We start from the raw sequence: 17565 nt of genomic DNA, 5'->3' as shown, positions 1-17565 counted from the left end.
CTCCTATCGCCGGAAAATTTTATCTAAAAACCGAATTCGATTTCCAAGCACTCTTTCTAACAATGTTGAAGCATAAGCCAACCATAAGTAAACAAATCCACCTAAACAGACACATACAATTAATGTGAGCATCATCCCCAAACGCGTTTCTGGTACTGCTATACCTAGCAAATATTTACCTAAAACGATCGCTCCGCTCATTATTGCTATGAAAATCAATATTAATATCGTTCGCTTAGCTAATGGTTTATAGGAAAAGTGGGTTGCTGACCGGATACACCATAAATTAAGTACAGTAGCAATACCTGCAGCTAATGCTGTTCCTAAAATAGCACCCTTTGCACCGAACATATAAATAAGCTGTATGTTTAACAATAGTTTTGCGAGCACACCTGCCGATAAACTAATAACCGCAAACCGTTGTTGGTTAACGCCCTGTAAAATAGATGAGGTAACTGTAAAAAGCCCAAAGAACAAACCGACAGGAGCATACCAGGCAAGCAGTTCACCTGAAATTTTAATTTGCTCCAAACCAAATAATGCGCCATACGCTTCTGTAGATAACAGAGAAAGTCCAGCAACAGCAGGAAGAATTAGAAACATTACAATTTGCAGTGCCTGATTAATTTGCTTCTTTAACAGCTGATTATTTTTTTGCGTAAATGCTTTTGTCATTTCTGGCAATATGGCTAAAGATAAGCCCGTTGCAATTGTGACAGGTATAATAACCAGTTTATGACCGTAGAAATTCACAACCGAATATGTAAAAGACCATAAATCTTCCCTGCCACTAGCTACCATTGCCCTTTCAAAAGTAAATTGATCAATCAATTGGTACAAAGGAGTTGCTAAGCCGACCAAAACAAACGGTCCCGCATAGCGAAATAATTCTTTTAACATATCACGTGTGCGAATATCATACATATATATTTGCTGCTTCCGTTGTCTGTCCATATACGGTTTTCGTTTTTGCCAATAAACCCATAATACAACACAGGAAGCGACTGCTCCAAGGAAAGCTGCAAAAGTCGAAAATCCAACAGCGGCAATAATGGACCCACCTAAAACATTAACAATAACAAATGATCCTGCTAAGATAAAAAAGATACGTACAATTTGTTCCATCACTTGTGATAAAGCTGTAGGCCCCATCGAATGATATCCTTGAAAGAAGCCTCTAACAATACTCATAGCGGGAATTAAAATCAATGCAAAGCTTACCATCTTAATAACAAAAGCTACATCTGTTCTTGATATTGCTTCAGCATTTTCGCTCGTAATCATTCCAGCCGCCAACAAATCGGCGCTAAAAAACAGTACAAAAAAAGCTAATATCCCGGTTGTAACCATCAATCTCATTCCAGTACGGAACATGCGCATTCCTGTTTCATAATCCCCAACAGCATTATATTTGGAAACAAACTTGGATACAGCTAATGGCACTCCAACAGTAGAGATACTAATAAATATATTGTAAGGTGTGTACGCTAAGGAAAAAAGCGTCCCACCAGTTGCACCAACTAATGAATTAAAGGGAATGACATAAACCATTCCTAATAATTTAGACAGAAAAGTTGCTCCTGTTAACAATATCGTTCCACGTACTATATTCGACATTTTTTCACCTGCATTTATCAACATTTAATAAAAAGCTACTATATTATGTAATTCGTTTTTCAAAATTAGCATATGATCTATTTTATCACATTTTTCTTTGTTTCCTCTCCTTAAATGACAACATTGTTTTACAAAATGTTTCTTCTTCTTCATACATTACCATTTACCAAGATAAAATTGTCTCTTTCCTTTGTTCATGGTACGATACTACGGAAAGGAATGAAGAAAATGTCCTATGACGTAACCATTGTTGGCGGAGGACCTTCTGGATTAATGGCTGCTATTGCCGCAGCTGAGTCGGGTGCCAACACATTATTGCTGGAAAAAGGAAAGAAACTAGGAAAAAAACTGGCTATCTCAGGTGGAGGCCGATGTAATGTAACGAACCGTCTGCCTCAGGAAGAAGTCATTAAGCATATTCCTGGAAACGGAAAATTTTTATACAGTGCTTTTTCTATATTTAACAATTACGACATTATTGATTTTTTCACGCATTTAAATGTCCCGTTAAAAGAAGAAGATCATGGCAGAATGTTTCCAGTTACTATTCAGTCTAAAACGGTAGTTAATGCGTTACTGAAGCGCATGGAAGAGCTAAATGTCACAGTAAAGCTAGAGATGCCTGTAAAAGCAGTCCACTACGACAAGAAACACCATACTATTATCCTCTATAATGGAGATAAAATCCAATCTAAAACCATTATCATTGCTGTTGGAGGTAAAGCGGTACCGCAAACAGGTTCTACTGGAGATGGGTATGCATGGGCAAAAAAAGCCGGACATACAGTTACCGACCTATATCCTACAGAAGTTGCTTTAGTTTCTAAGGAACCTTTTATCCAAAATAAATTACTACAAGGTATTTCGTTACGTAACGTTTGTTTATCTGTGCTTAATCAAAAAGGGAAAACCATTATTTCCCATCAAATGGATATGATTTTTACGCATTTCGGCATTTCTGGTCCAGCAGTATTGCGTTGCTCCCAATTTGTTGTTAAAGAAATAAAAAAAGGACAAACTGCTGTTCCAATGGAGCTTGATCTATTTCCTAATGCCACTGAACAAGACCTAGCTCAGCAACTCTTTGAACAGATTCAAACAACACCTAAAAAATCGATTAAAAACTTGTTAAAAGGATGGGCTCCAGAAAGGTTTATTGGATTTTTACTGGAACGACATGGTGTACATGAAGATAAAAAAGTAGGAAATCTTTCCAAGCAATGGGTATTGGAATTCATACACGATTGCAAACAATTTACATTTTATGTTCATGACTCCCTCCCATTGGAAAAAGCGTTTGTTACTGGTGGTGGAGTTTCTATTAAAGAAATTGTTCCAAATACTATGCGTTCAAAGGTAATGGAGCGTTTATATTTTTGTGGAGAAATATTGGATATACATGGCTATACAGGCGGTTATAATATAACATCTGCACTTGTTACAGGCAGAATCGCTGGTTTAAATGCTGCTATTGAAGCAGAGGTTGGAAGTTGATACCTTGTATCGTTTTTATGCTTTTGCTTAACCTAATAATGTCTGTTTTTATCACTCTAAGGGCAAAGAAAGGATCGATGATGGTGCAAAAAAGTGGAATGTGGATACCAATTATTGCTTCTGTAGGCGTAGGTGCTGCTACATTTTATACGATGACGAAAAACAATCAAAATTTTGGTCAAACCATGCAAAAAATGATTCCTTTTGTATCGCAAATGTCAAACTCTAACGCTTCAAATAGCGGCGGTTCCCAACAATTAGGCCCTTATGGGATGAGTTAAATGGGCAAAGCGCACCTTATAAGGTGCGCTTTTATTATCATTTTGTATGGAGCGAAGGCGCTAATTGTTTAAGCAGGAGTAAATACTGGTTCAAATGACCAACATGTGAATAAATAATTATCCAATAACAAGGAATTCATATAATTGTACTTTTTTCTGAATTTGCATGTTAGACGAATTTATACATATTGTGTACAATAGATAATATTATAATGAAAGGAGGACGATACATTTGAAAGGTTTTGGATTACTACTACGCATTATCATCGCTATAGGACTAGGTATTGCGTTCGGTTCATTTGTAAATGACTGGTTTATACGTTTATTTGCAACATTTAATGATCTGTTTGGTAACTTTTTAGGATTTATAATACCGTTAATTATTCTCGGATTTATTATTCCTGGTATCGGTTCAATGGGAAAAGGAGCAGGAAAACTATTAGGACTGACAGCAATCATCGCATATTCTTCGACAATTATTGCTGGAATCATTGCCTTTTTATCTGCTAAAATGATTTATCCTAACTTATTAAATCAGCAATCACTTCAGTCTTTTTCCGATCCAACAAAATCATTGAGCAGCGGATTTATCCAAATTGAAATGCCCCCACCTATGGGCGTGATGACCGCATTATTACTTGCTTTTGTACTTGGATTAGGAATTGCAGCAATTAAGGGAGATTCACTTTACAAACTATCCCTTGATTTTAGGGATATTATCCATTTAGTAATTGAAAAGGTAATTATTCCGTTACTTCCGTTTCATATTTTTGGTATCTTTGCCAATATGACTTCTGCAGGTCAAGTAAGTACTATTTTAGCTGTTTTTGCTAAAGTATTTGTTATGATAATCATCTTACATTTACTTTACTTATTCGTACAATATACAGTTGCAGGAGGTTTAAGCAAGCAAAACCCATTATCTATGCTTAAAACAATGGCACCCGCCTATTTTACTGCTTTAGGAACGCAATCTTCAGCAGCTACCATCCCTGTTACTTTAGAGCACGCTAAACGATTAAAGGTTCGAGAAAATATTGCAGATTTCACTGTACCTTTACTGGCAAATATTCATTTATCAGGCAGTACCATCACGTTAGTAAGTTGTGCATTAGCTGTATTGTTTTTACAAGGCGATGCAGCTACGCTTGGAACTATCTTTCCATTTATTTTAATGTTAGGTGTTACAATGATTGCTGCACCAGGAGTTCCAGGTGGTGCAGTCATGGCAGCAATTGGACTTTTGGAGAGTATGCTAGGCTTCGACTCAACCATGGTATCACTGATGATCGCCTTATACTTAGCCCAAGACAGCCTTGGAACTGCTTGTAACGTTACTGGTGACGGAGCAATTACAGCTATTACTGACAGCTTAAGCAGAAAGGGAAAATCTTTCAACGGCGATGCTGAAGTAGCTCAGTCTTAATAAATGGTATTTTTAACAAAGTTATACTTATCCAAGTACTCCTCCACACACGTTTTCAACTTGTTGGAGGAGTCTTAATTTTAGTGAGAGTTTTTTAAATTGCTTGTTATCTCCATTTAGAGTTGAGCGAATTTTCCAGTGCCTTACATTCTCTGCTTAAACGTCAAAATTGCTATACTTTAATATGGCGGGTATAGGTATAAGTAACAAATTAAGACAATAAATATGTATGTGATAGTGGAAACTCTCCGCCATCTTTTTTAACCTTAGATGATTTTTTTAACCTCCTGTTACCATAATATTTTCTTCTTCATTCACTCAGGTTCCAAATGAATTACGTTTTAACACTTTTACAGTGTTATTTACTCCCACAATATAGCCATTGCTGAATGGTTACATAAACGAATGTAAAGGTTCTTTTCCAACCGCCGGAATGTCCCTTCACACGCTGAAATGCTTCTAAATTCGAGTTTTCATAGCTTCCATACAGGTTTCAAACCTGCTATTACCATTTTTTGGACAAACCATTTGTCTTTTTAAGTCACAAAATTAAAACGAACCCGACAGCATATAACTTAAAGATGATGTCTTTACGAAATTCGTACATTTTTGGTAGTGGTCTACCATTTTTAATCGTTCATAAAAGATATGACGACAATGCATCTTTTCTTTAATCTTCATGTTACAAGATATCAGATGTAAAGTAGACCCTAAATGCTATACATTCATTTGGTTGGCTTTTTACAATATGCATATTCTGTCTTTTACTTTCGTATGAAGCTCGATGCATCATTGTCCTGAACCCTTTTTCTAATCAGGAACACCACCATATTAAGGCCCGAATTTTATAATTTCCTGGACAAACAAAAAAACTGACCATCTTATTTGATGTATCAGTTTTTACCTTATTGCCTGGCGGCGTCCTACTCTTGCAGGGGCAAAGCCCCAACTACCATCGGCGCTGGAGAGCTTAACTTCTGTGTTCGGCATGGGAACAGGTGTGACCTCTCCGCCATTACTACCAGGCAAAGTTGCTATTTGTTATGTTGTGCTAAAAAATAGGCACAAATCTTATTATAAGCGTTTTTGAGAAAAAATCAAGATTTTTGTTGAAAAAAATCGATTCCTGATTTATACCTCGAAAACTAAATAAGAGATCATCCAACGATTCATCTTCCAAAATGGTTAGTTAAGTCCTCGATCGATTAGTATCCGTCAGCTACACGTGTCACCACGCTTCCACCTCGGACCTATCAACCTCATCATCTCTGAGGGATCTTACTCACTTTTAGTGATGGGAAGTCTCATCTTGAGGGGGGCTTCATGCTTAGATGCTTTCAGCACTTATCCCTGCCACACGTAGCTACCCAGCTATGCTCCTGGCGGAACAACTGGTACACCAGCGGTGTGTCCATCCCGGTCCTCTCGTACTAAGGACAGCTCCTCTCAAACCTCCTGCGCCCACGACGGATAGGGACCGAACTGTCTCACGACGTTCTGAACCCAGCTCGCGTACCGCTTTAATGGGCGAACAGCCCAACCCTTGGGACCGACTACAGCCCCAGGATGCGATGAGCCGACATCGAGGTGCCAAACCTCCCCGTCGATGTGAACTCTTGGGGGAGATAAGCCTGTTATCCCCGGGGTAGCTTTTATCCGTTGAGCGATGGCCCTTCCATGCGGAACCACCGGATCACTAAGCCCGACTTTCGTCCCTGCTCGACTTGTAGGTCTCGCAGTCAAGCTCCCTTCTGCCTTTACACTCTGCGAATGATTTCCAACCATTCTGAGGGAACCTTTGGGCGCCTCCGTTACCTTTTGGGAGGCGACCGCCCCAGTCAAACTGCCCGCCTGACACTGTCTCCGGACCGGATCACGGCCCTGGGTTAGAAGGTTCGTACAGCCAGGGTGGTATCCCACGGTTGCCTCCACGTAAGCTAGCGCTCACGCTTCGATGGCTCCCACCTATCCTGTACAAGCTGTACCAACATTCAATATCAGGCTACAGTAAAGCTCCACGGGGTCTTTCCGTCCTGTCGCGGGTAATGCGCATCTTCACGCATAGTATAATTTCACCGGGTCTCTCGTTGAGACAGTGCCCAAGTCGTTGCACCTTTCGTGCGGGTCGGAACTTACCCGACAAGGAATTTCGCTACCTTAGGACCGTTATAGTTACGGCCGCCGTTTACTGGGGCTTCGGTTCTACGCTTCGTGCCGAAGCACTAACGTTTCCCCTTAACCTTCCAGCACCGGGCAGGTGTCAGCCCCTATACTTCGCCTTTCGGCTTCGCAGAGACCTGTGTTTTTGCTAAACAGTCGCTTGGGCCTATTCACTGCGGCTCCTCCTTAAAGGAGCACCCCTTCTCCCGAAGTTACGGGGTCATTTTGCCGAGTTCCTTAACGAGAGTTCTCCCGCTCACCTTAGGATTCTCTCCTCGCCTACCTGTGTCGGTTTGCGGTACGGGCACCTATGAACTTACTAGAGGCTTTTCTTGGCAGTGTGAAATCCGGAACTTCGGTACTCTATTTCCCTCCCCGTCACAGCTTGAAATTATCGGACGGATTTGCCTATCCGACTTTCTCACTGCTTGGGCGCACACATCCATCCGTGCGCATTCCTTATCCTACTGCGTCCCCCCATCGTTCAAACGTTCATGAGGTGGTACAGGAATATCTACCTGTTGTCCATCGCCTACGCCTTTCGGCCTCGGCTTAGGTCCCGACTAACCCTGAGAGGACGAGCCTTCCTCAGGAAACCTTAGGCATTCGGTGAAAGAGATTCTCACTCTTTTTTCGCTACTCATACCGGCATTCTCACTTCAAAGCGCTCCACCAGTCCTCACGATCTGACTTCACTGCACTTTGAACGCTCTCCTACCATTGTTCGTAGAACAATCCGCAGCTTCGGTGATACGTTTAGCCCCGGTACATTTTCGGCGCAGAGTCACTCGACCAGTGAGCTATTACGCACTCTTTAAATGGTGGCTGCTTCTAAGCCAACATCCTGGTTGTCTGGGCAACTCCACATCCTTTTCCACTTAACGTATACTTTGGGACCTTAGCTGGCGGTCTGGGCTGTTTCCCTTTCGACTATGAACCTTATCACCCATAGTCTGACTCCCAAGGATAAGTAGCTGGCATTCGGAGTTTGACTGAATTCGGTAACCCGATGAGGGCCCCTAGTTCAATCAGTGCTCTACCTCCAGTACTCTTTCCTTGAGGCTAGCCCTAAAGCTATTTCGGAGAGAACCAGCTATCTCCGTGTTCGATTGGCATTTCACCCCTACCCACACCTCATCCCCGCATTTTTCAACATACGTGGGTTCGGGCCTCCAGTCAGTGTTACCTGACCTTCACCCTGGACATGGGTAGATCACACGGTTTCGGGTCTACGACCGCATACTATATCGCCCTATTCAGACTCGCTTTCGCTGCGGCTCCGTGTCTTCCACTTAACCTTGCATACGATCGTAACTCGCCGGTCCATTCTACAAAAGGTACGCCGTCACCCATTAACGGGCTTCGACTACTTGTAGGCACACGGTTTCAGGTTCTCTTTCACTCCCCTCCCGGGGTGCTTTTCACCTTTCCCTCACGGTACTGGTTCACTATCGGTCACTAGGGAGTATTTAGCCTTGGGAGATGGTCCTCCCGGATTCCGACGGAATTCCTCGTGTTCCGCCGTACTCAGGATACACTCCGGAGGAGATTCCTTTTCGATTACAGGGCTGTTACCTTCTTTGGCCAACCTTTCCAGATCGCTTCATCTAAAGAATCTCTTGATAACTCCTATGGAGTGTCCTACAACCCCAGAAGGCAAGCCTTCTGGTTTGGGCTGTTTCCGTTTCGCTCGCCGCTACTTGGGAAATCGCATTTGCTTTCTCTTCCTCCGGGTACTGAGATGTTTCAGTTCCCCGGGTATGCCTCTTCTATCCTATGAATTCAGATAAAAGTACTACTCCATTACGAGCAGTGGGTTCCCCCATTCGGAAATTCCCGGATCGACGTCTACTTACGACTCCCCGGGACATATCGGTGTTAGTCCCGTCCTTCTTCGGCTCCTAGTGCCAAGGCATCCACCGTGCGCCCTTATTCACTTAACTAACTTTCTATTTATGAATAAGCATATTACTTTTCAGCTTTTGGTTTTCTAGCTTCAGCTCATAGCAATAGCATGACTTCCTTCCTCTCCATACGATAAGTCAACATCGATTCACTTGCGTTCACCGTGTTTCCTTTATCTCCTTCGAGTCAGTCCAGTCTGTACATCGCTACACATTCGCTTCCGCTTTTAGTTTGATGTCGTTGTTACTCTTATTTAGTTTTCAAGGTACAAAGTTTCTACAGGATGTCGTGACTTCTGTGTTCGTCACAGGACGTGACGGATTTTAACAGAAAATCCTTTTATCCTTGAGAGGTATAATTTACTCTCTCAAAACTGAACCAAACAACCAAGTATGTCTTCCGCATAGTCTAGCTTCAACGTTCAAACAACGCCAAAGCTTCCTATCTATTCCTTAGAAAGGAGGTGATCCAGCCGCACCTTCCGATACGGCTACCTTGTTACGACTTCACCCCAATCATTGGTCCCACCTTCGGCGGCTGGCTCCAAAAGGTTACCTCACCGACTTCGGGTGTTACCAACTCTCGTGGTGTGACGGGCGGTGTGTACAAGACCCGGGAACGTATTCACCGCGGCATGCTGATCCGCGATTACTAGCGATTCCGGCTTCATGCAGGCGAGTTGCAGCCTGCAATCCGAACTGAGAATGGTTTTATGGGATTTGCTTGGCCTCGCGGCTTCGCTGCCCTTTGTTCCATCCATTGTAGCACGTGTGTAGCCCAGGTCATAAGGGGCATGATGATTTGACGTCATCCCCACCTTCCTCCGGTTTGTCACCGGCAGTCACCTTAGAGTGCCCAACTAAATGCTGGCAACTAAGATCAAGGGTTGCGCTCGTTGCGGGACTTAACCCAACATCTCACGACACGAGCTGACGACAACCATGCACCACCTGTCACTCTGTCCCCGAAGGGAACTCCCTATCTCTAGGGGCGTCAGAGGATGTCAAGACCTGGTAAGGTTCTTCGCGTTGCTTCGAATTAAACCACATGCTCCACCGCTTGTGCGGGTCCCCGTCAATTCTTTTGAGTTTCAGCCTTGCGGCCGTACTCCCCAGGCGGAGTGCTTAATGCGTTAACTTCAGCACTAAGGGGCGGAAACCCCCTAACACCTAGCACTCATCGTTTACGGCGTGGACTACCAGGGTATCTAATCCTGTTCGCTACCCACGCTTTCGCACCTCAGCGTCAGTTACAGACCAGAGAGTCGCCTTCGCCACTGGTGTTCCTCCACATCTCTACGCATTTCACCGCTACACGTGGAATTCCACTCTCCTCTTCTGTACTCAAGTCCCCCAGTTTCCAATGGCCCTCCACGGTTAAGCCGTGGGCTTTCACATCAGACTTAAAGGACCGCCTGCGCGCGCTTTACGCCCAATAATTCCGGACAACGCTTGCCCCCTACGTATTACCGCGGCTGCTGGCACGTAGTTAGCCGGGGCTTTCTGGTTAGGTACCGTCAAGGTGCCAACCTATTCGAATGGCACTTGTTCTTCCCTAACAACAGAGTTTTACGATCCGAAAACCTTCATCACTCACGCGGCGTTGCTCCGTCAGACTTTCGTCCATTGCGGAAGATTCCCTACTGCTGCCTCCCGTAGGAGTCTGGGCCGTGTCTCAGTCCCAGTGTGGCCGATCACCCTCTCAGGTCGGCTACGCATCGTCGCCTTGGTGAGCTTTTATCTCACCAACTAGCTAATGCGCCGCGGGCCCATCTGTAAGTGACAGCATATGCCGCCTTTCAACATCTCGTCATGCGACGATATGTATCATCCGGTATTAGCCCCGGTTTCCCGGAGTTATCCCAGTCTTACAGGTAGGTTGCCCACGTGTTACTCACCCGTCCGCCGCTCGTTCCACAAGCGTCACCCCCGAAGGAGATCTGCTTGCTTCCCGCGCTCGACTTGCATGTATTAGGCACGCCGCCAGCGTTCGTCCTGAGCCAAGATCAAACTCTCCATAGAAAACTCACTTTTGGTGTTTGCAAAAGTGAAGTTGCACTTGTGCAAATAAGTAACGTGTTACTCATTTGCCATAAAAGTTTGTGATGATGAACACCGTTCTTCATCATTCTTAGCTTCTCCCGAGATTGCTCTCGGTCGATTTTTTAAAAGAAAAACAGAGATTGCTTTTCTTGACATACTGGTTGTTTTGTTCAGTTTTCAAAGAGCAAATAAAGCATCCTTAAATAGTCAACTCGATAATTATAAAACTATTTAAACTAATAACCGAGTTAGCTCCCTCATTAGGCTATATGCTTGTGTCACTATCCTTAATGAGGATTTTAATTATAACATGTGTAGGACTAGATGTCAAACATGTAATTATAAACAGCTAACAGTGCTTTCCTGCTTGCGACAGCAAAAACTATATTAAAGGTATGCAGGAAAAAAGTCAACCCTTTCCCCGCATTTTTCTTAACTGATTACTTCTCCCTTCCATTCCAGCATCCCACCAACCATATTGGTTACATTGAAGCCTTGTTCTTGTAAATAAGCAGCAGCTTTTTCACTTCTCCTTCCAGACCGACATACCATAATATATTGTTTAGTTTTATCTAATTGCTCAGTTTTCTCAGGGATTTGCTGTAAAGGAATATGTGTTATCTCTGGAATCTTGCCTTGTGCCACTTCATCGTCTTCACGTACATCGATAAGCTCTATTATGCCATCATTTTTTGCTAATTTTTTCTCTACTTCTTCTGGTGTCAATTCTTTTACTCTAACCATTTTCTCACCTCTAGCTTTTCATTTTTAGTACAAAGTACTGTGTTGCGTGTACACTCTATTTGCAAAGTCGTTTGTATTATAATGATGGACCTCATTGTTGACTGTTCCGTATTACCTCATAATTAAAGTGTGCAATAGAAGCTACAGCATTAAACAACTGGTATCATATCTACGTTTGATTTTTCATATAAGTGAATCTTCAATCGGCGGGGTTTTTATTCCTTCCCCTACTGATTGTTAGTACGATAATGGTTGACCTAAAGGCCTCTTACGAAATACGGTCATTTAGGTGCTGTTATCTCCTGCTTAGACTTGTTGCAGTACAGATATCCAACTTCAGAAGTAGGAGTCTACTTACAGTAACTTATCTACAGTATAAATAGAAACACTTATAGGACTCGTAATCCAACTCTATAACACGTACTTACATAATAAATTTTCAACGGATAACTTTCAACCCTGTAACACATTCTAAAGTTAACAAAATAAAAATGGAGAGTGAATGATGAAGCATATATATACGTTTTTTCTATTCAGTATATTGTTATTTGTTTTTCCTTTGCCAAATACATATGCTGAAGAGACAAAACCAACTTTAATTCAAACATATCATGCGGATGTTACTGGAGATAACAAACTAGAAACAATCAAATTGTTGGGAACACTGTTTTCTTCTGGATCAACTTATTATCGAGAAATATGGGCGGAAATTTCTAACGAGCAAAATCAATGGCAAATAATATACCCTGGCGGCTATGATCCGAGTTTACAATTTATAGATTTGAATCACGATGGAATAAAGGATATTTTTTACCAAAGCGCTACCGGTGGAAGTGGTGGACTTTATAGTTACCAATTAAACACAATCCTTCACACCGTTCTACAAAGAATACCATTGCCTGAACAGACTTATTTAAGCGGGAGTTTTCAACCAAACTTTAAGGTTAACATACAACTAACCGCTACAAGTAAACCGATTAAAGTAGATGTACAACCTCGGGCAGAAGATTATATTCGACTTGGAATTTATAATAAGGAAGGGAATTTAATTTCTGAAAATAAATCCGTTATGATTGATCCGATCGCTTTCTTTGAACCAATTAAAATTAGCGCAAGTAAAGGGTATGGGTTAAAAAGCTATCAACAAATTAGCGGTGCTTACCATGCCGACCAGCTTGGCACAGTTGAAACAATATGGTATTTTGAAAATGATAATTGGATTATTATAAAAACAGACTGGGTTCCATCTATTTAAAAAACGCACTTAATAAAGTGTTGAATCTTCCATCAATGGGGGGCATTCCTCCGCCACAGATTGTTAGATAAATGAATCGGGCATTGGTGCTGTTATCTTCCACTTAGACTTGCCGCAGTACAGATTATCCAACTCCTGAAGTGGGAGTCTTACAGCAACTTATATACGAGAAACAATAAAACCGCATGAAATCAGAGTTGGCAATCTAACTTCATGCGGTTTATTCATTTTAAAAAGTTTTGCAAGAAACTCTTTTTTATGAGATAAGAAACCACCATGGCTCGCCTAGAGCGCGAGCCACCATCTATTATGAAAAATTTTGCTTTATAATGTTTAGATTCTTGAAATACTACCTAAAATAAATAACTTATATAATGGTAAATAGCTTTTTTTCATACAAAAGTATAAAATGAGGTACTTGGGGATAACGAACCGAATAGCCACGTCCGGCGCATGAGCCCAGCAACTAGGTGACTTTAGAAATGCGCCCTACGATAAGGCATCATCGGTTCGTCACTAAGGGGAAGTCCGACTAAAAACGGGCTTGCCGCCCAGACGTCGGCATACCCCTGTTTTAGTGGCATGATTCCTAAATCTTTAGTTGATTCGTTCCAATCGCTACGTTGCTAAACGGGCGCCCCGCGCCTTTGTTAATAAAAAATGTTATCCTGCTTAATTTGCAACGATATTAACTAGTTTTTCTGGTACAACAATAACTTTACGAACCGTTTTACCAGCAATCAACTCTTTTACTTTTTCATTTTCCAAAGCCACTTTTTCCAATTCTTCCTTTGAAGTATCCTTCGAGACAAGGATTTTCGCGCGAACTTTCCCCATTACCTGCAAAACAATCTCCACTTCATCTTCGACCAATTTATTTTCATCATAAGTTGGCCATGGTTCATAAGCAATCGTGTTAGAATGACCTAGTATTTGCCATATTTCTTCAGTAATATGAGGAGCAATTGGTGAGAGCATCTTTATAAACCCTACAATATATTCTTTATAGAGATTCTCTGCTTTATAACATTCATTAACAAATACCATCATTTGTGAAATAGCTGTATTAAAATGTAGATTATCAAAATCCTCGGTCACTTTTTTCACCGTTTCATGATACGTTTTTTCTAGCCTACCGTCATTTTCTTCCACAATTTTATGAGAAAGTTGACCATTTTCATCAACAATAAGTCGCCACACACGATCAAGGAAACGACGTGAGCCATCAAGTCCATTTTCCGACCAGGCAACAGAGGCGTCTAAAGGCCCCATAAACATTTCATAAAGCCGCAATGTATCTGCACCATGAGACTCTAGTACATCGTCGGGATTTACAACATTCCCTTTTGACTTACTCATTTTTTCATTGCCTTCTCCAAGAATCATTCCTTGGTTAAATAACTTCATGAACGGTTCTTTGGTTGGTACGGCACCTATATCATATAAAAACTTATGCCAGAAGCGTGCATATAGTAGATGAAGAACAGCATGCTCAGCCCCGCCAATATATAAATCAACTGGTAACCATCGCTTTAGAGCATCCGGATCAGCCAACTGGTCACCATTTTTCGGATCAATATAGCGCAAGAAATACCAGCAACTTCCTGCCCATTGTGGCATTGTATTTGTTTCTCTTCTTCCTTTCATACCAGTTTTAGGGTCTACGACATTTACCCACTCTGTACAATTAGCTAAAGGTGATTCTCCAGTACCCGAAGGCTTAATGTTATCCGTTTTTGGTAATTCTAATGGCAATTCTTCTTCAGGCACAGTTGTCATCGAACCATCTTCCCAGTGGATAACCGGAATTGGTTCTCCCCAATAGCGCTGTCTAGCGAACAACCAGTCACGAAGGCGGTACGTTATTTTTTTTGTACCTTTTTCATGCTCCTCCAACCAGTCAATTATTTTAGAAATGGCTGCATCTTTACCTAGACCATTCAAAAATTCAGAATTAATATGTTCACCATCACCAGTATAAGCTTCTTTTGAAATATCTCCGCCTGCAACTACTTCAACAATCGGAAGTTCAAACTTTGTAGCAAATTCATAGTCCCTTTCATCATGTGCCGGAACCGCCATAATTGCTCCTGAACCGTAACTCATTAACACATAATCAGCAATCCAGATTGGCATCTTGTTACCATTTACAGGATTAATCGCATATGCACCTGTGAATACGCCTGTTTTTTCCTTTGATAATTCTGTGCGTTCTAAATCAGACTTCGTTTCAATTGCATGGATGTAATTATCGACAGCTTCTTTTTGTTCCTCTGTTACAATTTTCTTCACTAAAGGGTGTTCTGGAGCGAAAACGGCGTATGTGGCTCCAAACAATGTATCGGGTCTAGTTGTAAACACTGTAAATTCCTCATTAAAGGAAGCAATTTCAAACCGAACCTCAGCACCTTCAGATCTGCCAATCCAATTACGTTGCATATCTTTTAAGCTCTCAGGCCAATCCAATTCTTCCAAATCCTCTAACAGTCGATCCGCATATGCAGTTATTCGCAACATCCATTGCTTCATCGGCTTGCGGATCACGGGATGGCCTCCTCGTTCGCTTTTTCCATCGATAACCTCTTCATTTGCTAATACCGTTCCTAAAGCAGGGCACCAATTAACTGGAACTTCATCCATGTATGCTAGACCACGTTCATACAATTTTATAAAAATCCACTGTGTCCACTTATAATAGTCAGGATCTGTTGTGTTGATTTCACGGTCCCAGTCGTAAGAAAACCCTAGTGCTTGGATTTGACGCTTAAAAACAGCTATATTCTTCTTCGTAAATTCCGCTGGACTATTGCCTGTGTCAATGGCATACTGTTCAGCTGGAAGACCAAATGCATCCCACCCCATTGGGTGCAATACTTCATAGCCTTGCATTCGTTTCATTCTGGAAATAATATCAGTAGCTGTATACCCTTCTGGATGACCTACATGCAAACCTGATCCCGATGGATACGGGAACATATCTAGTGCATATATTTTTTCTTTTTCCGAAAACGTATCCGTTTTAAATGTTTTATTCTTCAGCCAATACGTTTGCCATTTCTTTTCTATTTGCTGATGATGGAAACTCATGTATTTTCCTCCCTTTATCTTCAACTTAGGCAATTCAGACATTAGTTCAAGCGATTGCCAAGTATTATTATTCAAGCAGAAATATGTTTGGGACGTAGTAAGGCTTCGTGCGCCTGTCATTCAAATTTATCCGCTATATTCTGCACAGAACTCAAAATCATTACGTCATCAAAAAAAGCATCTCTATCCCTCCTTAGTTATAGAAGGGACGAGATGCTATTTCCCGCGGTACCACCCAATTTAATGCATGATCTGCATTCGCTTAAAATCCGTAACGTGGACATACGTCAGAAACTACATAAAAATTCGCTTCTGCAACGGCTCAAGGCGAGTTCATAAATATTCAGGGACAGTTTCCACCAATCACTGCCTCTCTATACCTGAAGGGATTTATTACTATTCCTCGGCATTGTCATTATCCTATCCTATTATATCGAATTGTAATGAATTCGTATCGCTTTGTCAAGACAACGTATGACTCAATCTGATAAAATAACAATGAATAAGTCAATAAAAGGAGATAATCATGTTGCACGGAATTTTACACTATGCCCATTATTTACTAGAATCAACGATCGAAAAGGATGAAACGGTTATTGATGCTACCTGCGGAAATGGAAAGGACACATTGTTTTTAAGCAACGTTGTTGGCGCAAACGGTCATGTCCTGGCATTTGATATTCAAGCACAAGCAATCCAAACAACCAAACAGCTAATAGAAGATCATCAAAAAACGAATGTATCTGTCATTCATGATAGCCATGAAAACTTAGAAAAATACTTACCTACGAAAGAAATGTTAATTGGTGGAGCTGTATTTAATCTTGGCTATTTACCTAAAAGCGACAAATCCATCATAACAAACGCTGCTTCAACCATTTCCGCCATCAACACGATTTTACATTATTTAAAAACAAACGGCCTAATTGTTATTGTTGTCTATTATGGTCATCAAGGAGGACAAGAAGAAAAGGAAGCTGTATTAAAACATGTAATGCAGTTAAGCCAACGTTCCTATCATGTATTACAATATCGATTTATTAATCAAAAAAATAATCCGCCCTTCATTATTGCAATTGAAAAAAGAAAACGAAGATATTAAGTTTATAGCTGCTACATCATTAAAACAAAACAAGCAGTACATAAAGCGTATCTACAATCAGGGTTTTCTTTTATCCTTCTTTAAAGATTAGTTAGTACCACAAGGTTATCTAACCTAAAGGTCTATAAACAGAAACGTTCATTTAACCTGCAGTTGGATCCTCCACTTACCTTCCTAGGTTTCACTTCTTAGCATGGAAGTGGAGGAGATCTTATTGCCAGTTACAACAACTTCTACTAAGCACGACTCCAAGCAACCCATATTTTTTTACACACTACTCTAAAAAGTTCTCTGCCTCTGCTTGTGAAACGGGGGGGCGTATGTAAACGTTCAAAACAATAAAGTAAATCTTCAATTAGTGAGGGTTTTCATTCCTCCTCCACGGATTGTTAGCACCATAATGGAATGACTTAAAGGCGTTTAAGAAATAGAGCATAGGTACTTGTTACCTC

Annotated in this window: 8 protein-coding genes, 3 rRNA genes and 1 other annotated feature; of the genes, 5 read left to right on the top strand and 6 right to left on the bottom strand. The window is 41.3% G+C overall.

Features of this window, described 5'->3' with window-relative positions; genetic code table 11:
- Positions 1-3 precede the first annotated feature (3 nt).
- On the bottom strand, positions 4-1617 hold the full coding sequence (locus KBP50_RS05900; RefSeq protein WP_050353418.1) for a putative polysaccharide biosynthesis protein: 1614 nt from the start codon (positions 1615-1617) through the stop codon (positions 4-6).
- 228 nt (positions 1618-1845) lie between these two features.
- On the opposite strand from KBP50_RS05900, the gene KBP50_RS05895 reads away from it, so the two are divergent.
- The 3 genes from KBP50_RS05895 to KBP50_RS05885 all read left to right on the top strand — a co-directional run bounded on the left by KBP50_RS05895 (position 1846) and on the right by KBP50_RS05885 (position 4818).
- Positions 1846-3111 carry a BaiN/RdsA family NAD(P)/FAD-dependent oxidoreductase gene (locus KBP50_RS05895; RefSeq protein WP_050353419.1) on the top strand — a complete coding sequence of 422 codons (1266 nt, stop codon included), beginning with the start codon at positions 1846-1848 and terminating at the stop codon, positions 3109-3111.
- Positions 3112-3188: 77 nt separating this feature from the next.
- Positions 3189-3392 (top strand): hypothetical protein, encoded by a 204-nt coding sequence (locus KBP50_RS05890; RefSeq protein WP_077298987.1) that lies wholly within the window; start codon positions 3189-3191, stop codon positions 3390-3392.
- Between the two features lie 232 nt (positions 3393-3624).
- Positions 3625-4818 carry a dicarboxylate/amino acid:cation symporter gene (locus KBP50_RS05885; protein ID WP_050353421.1) on the top strand — a complete coding sequence of 398 codons (1194 nt, stop codon included), beginning with the start codon at positions 3625-3627 and terminating at the stop codon, positions 4816-4818.
- A 910-nt stretch (positions 4819-5728) separates the two neighbouring features.
- Here KBP50_RS05885 and rrf read toward each other — a convergent pair.
- The 4 genes from rrf to KBP50_RS05865 all read right to left on the bottom strand — a co-directional run bounded on the left by rrf (position 5729) and on the right by KBP50_RS05865 (position 11669).
- A 5S ribosomal RNA gene (gene rrf, locus KBP50_RS05880) occupies positions 5729-5844 on the bottom strand.
- Positions 5845-6003: 159 nt separating this feature from the next.
- A 23S ribosomal RNA gene (locus KBP50_RS05875) occupies positions 6004-8921 on the bottom strand.
- Between the two features lie 418 nt (positions 8922-9339).
- Positions 9340-10904 (bottom strand): 16S ribosomal RNA (locus KBP50_RS05870).
- The 16S, 23S and 5S rRNA genes sit together here, the layout of an rRNA operon.
- A 453-nt stretch (positions 10905-11357) precedes the next feature.
- Complete coding sequence (locus KBP50_RS05865) at positions 11358-11669, bottom strand: rhodanese-like domain-containing protein (protein ID WP_050350433.1); 312 nt, start codon at positions 11667-11669, stop codon at positions 11358-11360.
- Positions 11670-12174: 505 nt separating this feature from the next.
- On the opposite strand from KBP50_RS05865, the gene KBP50_RS05860 reads away from it, so the two are divergent.
- Positions 12175-12924 carry a hypothetical protein gene (locus tag KBP50_RS05860; RefSeq protein WP_050350432.1) on the top strand — a complete coding sequence of 250 codons (750 nt, stop codon included), beginning with the start codon at positions 12175-12177 and terminating at the stop codon, positions 12922-12924.
- A 672-nt stretch (positions 12925-13596) separates the two neighbouring features.
- On the opposite strand, the gene leuS is transcribed toward KBP50_RS05860, so the two are convergent.
- Positions 13597-16011: a leucine--tRNA ligase gene (gene leuS / locus KBP50_RS05855; protein WP_050350431.1), complete on the bottom strand. Its 2415-nt coding sequence runs from the start codon at positions 16009-16011 to the stop codon at positions 13597-13599.
- A gap of 201 nt (positions 16012-16212) precedes the next feature.
- Positions 16213-16430: a binding site (T-box leader), on the bottom strand.
- Positions 16431-16537: 107 nt separating this feature from the next.
- Here leuS and mnmM point away from each other — a divergent pair.
- Positions 16538-17113 (top strand): tRNA 5-(aminomethyl)-2-thiouridylate-methyltransferase MnmM, encoded by a 576-nt coding sequence (mnmM, locus tag KBP50_RS05850; RefSeq protein ID WP_050350430.1) that lies wholly within the window; start codon positions 16538-16540, stop codon positions 17111-17113.
- Positions 17114-17565: the final 452 nt, after the last annotated feature.

The sequence above is a fragment of the Virgibacillus pantothenticus genome, assembly GCF_018075365.1.
Lineage (GTDB): Bacteria > Bacillota > Bacilli > Bacillales > Amphibacillaceae > Virgibacillus > Virgibacillus pantothenticus.
Note: the sequence above shows the minus strand (reverse complement) of the source record. Positions and strands in the feature narration are given on the sequence as shown.

What these genes read in the sequence shown, in the direction of transcription:
- KBP50_RS05895 (WP_050353419.1), top strand. Translation starts at nt 1,846, where the DNA reads ATGTCCTATGACGTAACCATTGTTGGCGGAGGACCTTCTGGATTAATG.
- mnmM (WP_050350430.1), top strand. Translation starts at nt 16,538, where the DNA reads ATGTTGCACGGAATTTTACACTATGCCCATTATTTACTAGAATCAACG.
- KBP50_RS05860 (WP_050350432.1), top strand. Translation starts at nt 12,175, where the DNA reads ATGAAGCATATATATACGTTTTTTCTATTCAGTATATTGTTATTTGTT.
- KBP50_RS05900 (WP_050353418.1), bottom strand. Translation starts at nt 1,617, where the DNA reads ATGTCGAATATAGTACGTGGAACGATATTGTTAACAGGAGCAACTTTT.
- KBP50_RS05865 (WP_050350433.1), bottom strand. Translation starts at nt 11,669, where the DNA reads ATGGTTAGAGTAAAAGAATTGACACCAGAAGAAGTAGAGAAAAAATTA.
- KBP50_RS05890 (WP_077298987.1), top strand. Translation starts at nt 3,189, where the DNA reads ATGATGGTGCAAAAAAGTGGAATGTGGATACCAATTATTGCTTCTGTA.
- leuS (WP_050350431.1), bottom strand. Translation starts at nt 16,011, where the DNA reads ATGAGTTTCCATCATCAGCAAATAGAAAAGAAATGGCAAACGTATTGG.